Source organism: Clostridium punense, from assembly GCF_017874425.1.
Taxonomy (GTDB): Bacteria; Bacillota; Clostridia; order Clostridiales; family Clostridiaceae; genus Clostridium_J; species Clostridium_J punense.
The window spans coordinates 19,112-28,273 of record NZ_JAGGLL010000043.1; the positions used below are offsets into that span (position 1 = coordinate 19,112).

The window sequence follows — 9,162 nt, forward strand, 5'->3', positions numbered from 1 at the left end:
ACTTTTACTTTTATTTTTATGTTTTTTAACGCTGTAAGTCTTATCTATAGTTAAGCTCTTCTCTTACAAAAGGCATGGACATACAACGTGGGCCGCCTCTTCCTCTTGATAACTCACTTGATGGCATTTGAATTACTTCTATATTATGTTTATCTAAAATCTCGTTAGTAATATAATTTCTCTCATAGGTTACTACTTTCCCTGGAGAAATTGCTAAAGTGTTAGAACCATCATTCCATTGTTCTCTTCCAGAAATAATTCTATCTCCACCACCGCATCTTATTAATGTAGCATGTATACCTAAGTACTTAGATAAAACTGCCTCTAACTCACCTTCTTCTTCCTTTGCAATAAGTTCTTTTTTCACTTCATCGTAGGTTATTGCTGTAACCTTAAGTGAAGCTTCTATTGCAGGGTGAATAGTAAATTTATCATAATCAATCATGGTGAATACAGTATCTAGATGCATAAATGCTCTAGTCTTTGGTATATCAAAAACAAGTACTGTTTTAAAACTTTCATTGTTTTCAAATATATTTTTAGCAAGAGTAAAAATGGACTCTTTATCTGTTCTTTCACTGCAGCCTACTGCAATTAAATCCTTTGATAGAACTAGCTCATCTCCACCTTCTATGGTAGTAGGGTTATATCTATCATACCAAAGCTTTGTTCCTGAATTTTTAAAAGCTGGGTGATGGTTAAAAATATACTTTCCAAAGATTGTTTCTCTTCTACGAGTATTTCTTCTCATGGAGTTAAGAGATACTCCACTACCTATGCAAGCAAAGGGATCTCTAGTAAAGTATAGGTTTGGCATAGGATCTAAGATGAAAGGATATTCTGTTAAGTCTTCCTTAAGTCCTACATCCTTCTTTCTCACACCTGCCATTATAGTATCTATAAGTCCTTTTTCTGGCATTGAAAGTAAGAAGTTCTTTGCTTCTCTCTTTGCAATTTCATCTACGATACCACTTTCCTCTATTACTTCATCTAAGAACATTTCTTTTATTTTTCTATCTCTTATTGCCTCTGCAGCTAATTTCTCTAGATAAAGAACCTCTACGCCCTCTTTTCTAAGTAAGTTTGCAAATATATCATGCTCTTCTCTAGCTACCTTTAGATATGGTATATCATCAAATAATAATCTCTCCAAATACTCTGGTGTAAGATTTTCAATTTCTTGTCCTGGTCTATGAAGAAGTACTGTTTTCAACTTACCAATTTCAGAGTAAACCTGTATTTTACGTGTTTCCATAACTTCACTCCCCTTCCTCATTCTATGACCTATCTACATAAAATAGGATTAATTTTATCTAACTATTTTTGTTCCAGATAGACCTTTTAATGCTTCCTTAGCCTTTGACAGTGAAGCAATCATAGCAATTTTGCTACCATCGTGCATAACAAATTTTTTACATGCTTCAACTTTTGGTAACATACTTCCTGGTGCAAATTGACCCTCTTCAATATATCTATTTACTTCTTCAATATTAATTTCAGCTAATTCTTTTTGGTCTGGCTTATTGAAGTTTACACAAACTCTATCTACTGCTGTTAATATTAATAAACAATCAGCTTCTAGTATTTCTGCAAGCTTTTCTGCTGCAAAGTCTTTATCTATAACTGCTGCAACACCTTTTACCATTCCATCTTCTCTTATTACAGGTATTCCGCCACCTCCACAAGAGATTACTACTTTTCCATCTTCAACAAGTTCTTTTATCATTTCTTTTTCTATTACATCAATTGGTTTTGGTGATGCAACTACTCTTCTATATCCTCTTCCTGCATCTTCCTTCATTATAAAACCTTGCTCTTTTTCTAGCTTCTCAGCCATTTCCTTAGAGTAGAAAGATCCTATAGGTTTAGTTGGGTTTTGGAACCCACTATCATTTTTATCAACTACTACTTGAGTTACTATAGTTCCTACTGATTTCTTAACACCTCTTTTGTTAAGTTCTTCAGCTATAGCATTTTGTAAATGATAGCCTATATAACCTTGAGAAAAAGATCCGCATACGTCAAATGGAAACATTACGTTACTTGGGTTTTGTTTTGCTGCATCCTCAACTGTAGCAACAATTTGTCCAACTTGAGGACCATTTCCATGTACTATAGACACTGTATGTCCATCTTCTATTAAATCAACTATTGAAACTGCTGTTTCTTTACAAGTTTTTAGTTGTGCTTGTGCTGTTTTATCTTTAGGATCTGCTTGTAATGCATTTCCCCCTAACGCAAGTACTATCTTCATATAAGTTATGCCCCCTCTTAATATGGAAATTATTTAAATATTTCTTCTATTTAATACTATATTGGTTTGAAATTAATGTCAACAATCACACTTTTTTCATTATATATGAATAAATGTATATTAATTTAGTAGTTTTTTATAGAAAAAGCATTTATCCTATGTTTTAAGAGAGAGTTTTCTAAAAATTTTGAATAAATATTATTTTTATTTGCATAAAAATTTTTTTTTATGCTCTTAGAGATTTTTATGTTTGGAATTCTTTATATACCTTTAAAATACCTTCTCTGATTCTTTATTATTTTATATTTCTACTACCAGGTTTTACGTAGGGAACTCCTTCCTTGCATAAAGGACATTCTTCCTTATGATAGGTTTCAATATCTAGTTTGCATGCACCGTAAACTGGGTATTGTAACTTACAATCTTCACTCCTTCTATCAACTATGCAACATACTCCAACTACCTCTGCACCTAGTTCCTCTAACACTTTAATAACCTCTAAAGTGGATTTTCCTGTGGTTATAACATCTTCAGTAATTAAAACTTTTTGTCCTTTTTTCACTTCAAAACCACGGCTAAGCGTCATTTCTCCATCTTTTCTTTCTGTGAAAATTCCTGGTTTCTTAAGTTGTCTTGCAAGTTCATAAGCTACTATAATTCCGCCCATTGCAGGTCCCACTAACAAATCTACCTCTAAGTCTTTTACTTTATCCCTTACTACTGACAAAACTTTTTCAGCCTTATCTGGATATTGTAAAAGTCTTGCACATTGACAATATCTATTACTGTGCATTCCTGAGGATAGTAAAAAGTGTCCTTCTAATAATGCTCCACATTCGATTAAAGTATCTATAACCATTTTTTCCATTTAAAACCCCTCCTAAATAATTCCTCTAATTTCATTAATATCTTTAATATTTTCGCTTGTTATAAAATCTTCCACTCCGCCTATTATGTCCTTGCAAGCTAGGGGATTCATAAAGTTTGCTGTTCCAATTTGCACTGCTGTAGCTCCTGCCATAATAAACTCTACTGCATCCTGCCAAGTAGTTATGCCACCCATTCCTATTACAGGCACATTACTTACTTTTGAAACTTCGTGAACCATTCTAAGTGCTATTGGCTTTATAGCCGGACCTGAAAGCCCAGCATATACATTTTCAAATACAGCCTTTTTACTCTTGTAGTCGATAGCCATGGCTTTAAAGGTATTTACTAAGGATATTGCATCGGCTCCACCATCTATGCATCTTAAGGCCATGTCTACTATGTCCTCAGCATTCGGCGATAACTTAACAATTAAAGGCTTTTTGCAATGTTTCTTTACAGCACTTACTGCTTCATAAGCAACATTTGATTTTATCCCTAAAGCCATTCCTCCCTGTTTTACATTAGGACAAGATATGTTTAGCTCTACAAAGTCGATATCAGTTTCATTAAGAAGCTCCACAGCTTCAATATATTCTTCTAGAGTAGCTCCCCCTAAATTTGCAATTATATTAGTGTCATAGGTTTTCATTCTAGGTAGCTCATAGTTTATAAAGTCATGAACTCCTGGATTTTGTAGTCCTACACTATTTAAAACTCCACCTTTAGTTTCATAAATTCTAACTCCAAAGTTTCCTTCTCTTTTATGAAGGGTAAGTCCCTTTGTAGCAATGCCACCTAAAGAGCCAACATTATAAAACTCATTGTACTCTTCTCCAAAGCCAAAGGTTCCTGAAGCAGCTATTATAGGATTTTTAAACTCTTTTCCACATATATTAACCTTTAACACCTAACTTCCCCCTTAGCTTCTAGTTCTTCTCCTCTAAATACAGGACCATCCTTGCAGGTTTTCTTGTTTCCATTTATGGTTTTACAAGTACATACAAGACAGGCTCCAATTCCACAGGCCATTTTCTTTTCCTCGGAAATAAATATCTTTGTGTTAGTTTCCTTACACATCTTTAGTACTTTATCCATCATTACTTCAGGCCCACAACAAAGAACTACATCATACCCTTTTGGATCAAAGATTTCAGTTACATATCCTCTATGTCCTATTTCACCATATTCTGTAGCAAGGTTTATGCTATTCACTAAAGGTTTTAACTCTTCTATGCAGTAAACTTCTTCCCTAAACCCTAGGAATAAGTCAACAGTGCAATCCTTAAGTTTTTTTATAACATACTCCATAGGCGCAATTCCAATGCCGCCTGTGACTATTGCTACTTTACCTTTTATCTCTTCTATAGGAAATCCATTACCTAAAGGTCCTATAAGCCTTACTTCATCCCCTACATCTAGTTTGCTTATTAGCTTCGTTCCCTTTCCTATAGCTGCATATACAAACTCAATTTTATTTTCATCAATATGATGAATGCTTATAGGTCTATATAGCACCGGCTCTTCCTCCCAGCACTTTAGCATATAAAATTCACCTGGGTTTCCCTTAAAGCTTCCTTCTATTACTAACTTGTATATATCTTTAGTTAACTGCTTGTTTTCTTTAACTTTGCACAGTGTATGATTATACTTTGAAGTTTCCATGTCATACTCCTTATAAACATCATTAATTTTTACCTATTAGGGTTATTGACGCTATCTTTTATTTTATATGCAGTAGGCCTTGTGATTTAACCAATACCTGCACCTATCTTGCTTACTCTAATACTCCTGATAGCTAATAAGATAAACTTTTTCTGTTAATCCTTTAGCTAAGTTTTGATATTGCTTCAGCTATTTCTTCTTTCATTCTTATTGTTTCTTCCTTAGCATATTTTGCAAAGTACTTTTCACCTTGCTCTTTATTTTTATAGGCTAGAAGTATTCCTCTTGAAGAGTTCACAATTCCTCCATTTCCCTGGTTTAAGTATAGAGCCACATCTTCAGCTTTTCCTCCTTGTGCTCCATAGCCAGGAATTAAGAAGAAGGTACTGTCTAGTGATTGTCTAAGTTCTTTTCCTTCATCTACATGAGTGCATCCCACAACGGCTCCGATAGAGCTGTACCCACAGTTACCTTTAACTTCTTCACCTAAACTTTTTATTTTCTCTCCTACAATATTGTAAATTCTTCTGCTTCCCTTACTCTCTATATATTGAATATCTTCTGCCCCTTTATTTGAAGTTCTTACTAGTACAAAAACTCCTTTTTCATGGTTTTTTATATAATCTAGGAAAGGTTCTATAGTGTCCATACCCATATATGGACTTAGGGTTATAAAATCTGCTTCAAATTCTCCTTGAAAGTGTGCCTTTGCATACATTTCAGCCGTCTTAGCAATATCTCCCCTTTTTATATCTCCAATGGAGATTCCACCTTTTTCTTTTATATATTTTAAGGTTCTGCTATATGCCTTTAATCCTTCTATGCCAAGGGCTTCATAATATGCTATTTGTGGCTTATAACAAGCTACATGGTCAAAGGTTTCATCTATTATTTCCTTATTAAAATTAAATACTGCCTCTTCTATGGACTCAAAGCTTTTTAAAAAACCTTCTGGTATATAGCTTATATCTGTATCTAACCCTAAGCATACATGACCTTTTTCCTCTACTGCTTTATATAACTTATCTATAATCATTTAAATCATCCTCTTCCTTCTCATATACTACCCTGCCACCTTTAATAGTGGTTTTAACTTCTCCATAAACCTTCATATTATTAAAAGGTGTATTCTTTCCTTTAGATAGAAAGTTTTTACTATCTATGGTGTAATTTTTATCTATATCTATAAGTACTAAATCTCCATCATAGCCTATATCTATAGTACCTTTATTCACTTCTAATATTTCACTTGGTCTTTTACTCATAACCTCACTAAGCTTACATAAATCTATCCACCCGCCCTTAACAAGCTCTGTATAACACAAGGAAAATGCAGTTTCTATCCCTGATATTCCTGGTGCGCCATTTTTCTTATCCTCTTGTGAATGAGGGGCATGATCTGTAGCTATAGCATCTACATACCCTTGTTGAATTGCTTCTTTTAAGTAATTTATATCCTCTGTATCTCTAAGGGGTGGATTTACCCTATATTGTTTTTCATCTGTATGGATTAAATGATGTGGGGCTACCTCACAGGTTACTTTATGTCCTTTTCTTTTACTTCTAATTATATATTCCATAGACTCTTTAGTGCTTACATGGGCAAAATGAGCTTTGCAGCCACTATACTGAGCTAGGGTTAAATTTCTCCAAGTCATGGTGTTTTCAGCTAGTCTCATATCTATTTTTGATAAATCATGATTTTCACAGTGACACATTACAGTTATGTCCTTCTCTCTCGCCTTCACCATTGCATTTAACATAACTTCACTGTTCATTACATCTTTTCCATCTTCAGATATGATTTTTACTTCTCCCTTGTTTATAGACTCTAGGTGACTTAAATCATGTCCTGTAAAATCTTTAGTTATGGAGAGCACCTGATTTACCTCTACAAGGCCTACTTCCTTTGCCCTTTTACTTACACCCTTTGCTATTTCTACAGTGCTGCACACAGGATTGGTGTTTGCCATTAAGTTCACCATAACGTATCCACCTTTTACTGCCGCCCTTGACCCACTTTCAATATCTTCTTTGTAGGTGTATCCTGGTTCTCTAAAGTGGACATGTAAATCTATAAATCCAGGCATTACTATGAGTCCTTTAGCATCAATAGTTTTACAGTGTTTATTAAGGTTTCTACCCATTTCTGAAATGATTCCATCCTTAATGTATATATCACCTTCAAAGCTTCCACTCCAATCAACTACCACACCATTTTTTATGCAAAGTTCCATAAAATCTCCCCCTAAAGTTTTATTGTCTATTAGATTTTAATCACACTCTAAATAACTCTATTTTCTACCTATTTAGGTCATGGTTCTCTACAGAAATCAAAGTTTTGCAGAGAACCATCCTAAATGTAGCTTAATAAAATGGGACTGTTAGTTATTAATATAAGGATGTAACCTTTTGTAAATCATCACAGTAGTCACATCTGTACTCTCTAGTATTTTCATCTACTAGGTGATGAATATGAGGCACATATTTTTCAATTGAGGTTACGCATCTTGGATTTTTACATCTAATTATGTTTTCTACTTTTTTAGGAAGTTTTAATTTTATTTTTTCTTTAATTACTTCATTTTCAATGATATCTATGGTTATATTTGGATCTATAAGTCCAAGAATTTCATAGTCTAGATCCAGCACATTCTCTATTTTAATAATATCCTTACTACCACACTTTTCACTCTTAACATTCATTATTAGTGCTACAGCAAACTTAGCATTTTGAAGGTTTAAGAAATTATAAATTTTTATTCCTTCTCCAGCTTGTATGTGGTCAATTACTATTCCATTTTTAATACTATTTATTGTTAACATAATATCTTCCTCCCCTACTCTTAATAAATTCCTAAAAGTTTTAGTATTAGAGCCATTCTTACATACATACCAAACTTAGCTTGTGGAAAGTAGTATGCTCTTTTGTCACTATCAACTTCGTAGGCTATTTCATTTACTCTTGGTAGCGGATGAAGCACTGCCATATCATCTTTTGCTAGGCTCATCTTCTTACTATCTAAGATAAAGGAATCCTTAAGTCTTATATAATCCTCTTCATTAAAGAATCTTTCTCTTTGTACCCTAGTCATATATAAAACATCTATATCTTTCATGGCTTCTTCCATGGTTTTTACCTGTTTAAACTCTATATTTTTCTTTTCTAATATTTCTTTTCTAATATAATCTGGAACTTTTAATTCTTCTGGGGAAATTAGTATGAATTTATTGTTTTCATAAGCTGAAAGTGCTTTTATAAGTGAGTGCACAGTTCTACCAAACTTTAAATCTCCACAGCAACCTATAGTAAGATTATTTAAGGTGCCTTTTATGGTTCTTATAGTAAGTAAGTCAGTTAAAGTTTGTGTTGGATGTTGGTGTCCTCCATCCCCTGCATTAATTACAGGTATATCACTGTACTGTGCTGCTATTTGGGGTGCCCCTTCCTTTGGGTGTCTCATTACTGCGATGTCTGCATAACATGCTACTGTTCTTATAGTATCAGCTATGCTTTCGCCCTTTGCAGTAGAGCTTGAATTAGGTTCAGAAAATCCTATTATTTGTCCTCCAAGTCTTAGCATTGCTGCTTCGAAACTAAATCTTGTTCTTGTGCTTGGTTCATAGAACAAAGTGGCTAGTAGCTTTCCTTTGCAAGCATCTGCAAACTTCTCTGGAGCTTTTATTATTTCATCGGCTAAATTAAATATCTCATCTTGCTCCTCAAGTGTAAAATTAGTAGGCTCGATTAAACTTCTTCCTTTTAACATTAACAACATCTCCTTTTTAACCTCTCTGGGATAATTTAAAGGTCTAACAATTTTAATTTAATTATAGAAAATAAAAATACCTTCCTAAAAGGAAGGTATCAAATTTCTCGAAATTTAATATGGACTTTAATCTATAAGATGCAATTTTAGTCTTATTTTTAAGAATTTAAGCACGCCAAAAATAGCCATTACTTTAATTCTTTTAACCTAAACTATTATAGATTAAATCACTAACACTTCCTTTGTTGGTCTCTCTGTACCACTTTTAAAAGGACTTCATTTATTAAGTTTTACTTTATATATATGATAAATCTAGATCCGGTATGTTGTCAATAGGAAATTATTATTAAAAATTTTAATCATTATATCTTGATATTATGATTGATATGCTATATTATTTCTTTAAGAAGTTTATAGTTAACTTCTCATTCAAGTTCTTTAGTTATACAGATAAATCGAATCAAAACTTAAAATAAGCTCAGGTGTTTATGCAGATTTAAAACTAAAGTATTTTAAATTTAGGAGTGGTAAATCTATATAGATTTACCACTTGAAAACTTTAATTATTCTTTGTAGTACTCAAGGGGGTTGACTATACCCTTTACT

The 9,162-nt window shown here is 33.2% G+C and carries 9 protein-coding genes; all 9 read right to left on the reverse strand.

Annotation, left to right across the window (positions count from 1 at the left end):
• Positions 1–40 precede the first annotated feature (40 nt).
• Positions 41–1,255 (reverse strand): arginine deiminase, encoded by a 1,215-nt coding sequence (arcA, locus tag J2Z44_RS18645; RefSeq protein WP_021282194.1) that lies wholly within the window; start codon positions 1,253–1,255, stop codon positions 41–43.
• A gap of 54 nt (positions 1,256–1,309) precedes the next feature.
• Entirely contained in the window at positions 1,310–2,254 is a 945-nt protein-coding gene (arcC, locus tag J2Z44_RS18650; RefSeq protein WP_021282195.1) for a carbamate kinase, read from the reverse strand.
• A 295-nt stretch (positions 2,255–2,549) separates the two neighbouring features.
• Positions 2,550–3,122: an orotate phosphoribosyltransferase gene (gene pyrE / locus J2Z44_RS18655; protein WP_021282196.1), complete on the reverse strand. Its 573-nt coding sequence runs from the start codon at positions 3,120–3,122 to the stop codon at positions 2,550–2,552.
• A gap of 12 nt (positions 3,123–3,134) precedes the next feature.
• A complete protein-coding gene (locus tag J2Z44_RS18660) occupies positions 3,135–4,031 on the reverse strand; it encodes a dihydroorotate dehydrogenase (RefSeq protein ID WP_021282197.1) in 897 nt (298 codons plus the stop codon).
• Positions 4,025–4,786 carry a dihydroorotate dehydrogenase electron transfer subunit gene (locus tag J2Z44_RS18665; RefSeq protein WP_021282198.1) on the reverse strand — a complete coding sequence of 254 codons (762 nt, stop codon included), beginning with the start codon at positions 4,784–4,786 and terminating at the stop codon, positions 4,025–4,027. Before J2Z44_RS18665 ends, J2Z44_RS18660 begins: the two co-directional genes overlap by 7 nt.
• Before the next feature lie 163 nt (positions 4,787–4,949).
• A complete protein-coding gene (gene pyrF / locus J2Z44_RS18670; RefSeq protein ID WP_209649928.1) occupies positions 4,950–5,822 on the reverse strand; it encodes an orotidine-5'-phosphate decarboxylase in 873 nt (290 codons plus the stop codon).
• The gene (locus J2Z44_RS18675; RefSeq protein WP_021281699.1) at positions 5,809–7,023 is read right to left on the reverse strand and encodes a dihydroorotase; all 1,215 of its coding nucleotides are present in this window, start codon (positions 7,021–7,023) and stop codon (positions 5,809–5,811) included. The genes pyrF and J2Z44_RS18675 overlap by 14 nt, the downstream gene beginning before the upstream one ends.
• A 154-nt stretch (positions 7,024–7,177) precedes the next feature.
• Complete coding sequence (locus J2Z44_RS18680; RefSeq protein WP_021281700.1) at positions 7,178–7,612, reverse strand: aspartate carbamoyltransferase regulatory subunit; 435 nt, start codon at positions 7,610–7,612, stop codon at positions 7,178–7,180.
• A 20-nt stretch (positions 7,613–7,632) separates the two neighbouring features.
• A complete protein-coding gene (gene pyrB / locus J2Z44_RS18685; RefSeq protein ID WP_021281701.1) occupies positions 7,633–8,556 on the reverse strand; it encodes an aspartate carbamoyltransferase in 924 nt (307 codons plus the stop codon).
• Positions 8,557–9,162 lie beyond the last annotated feature (606 nt).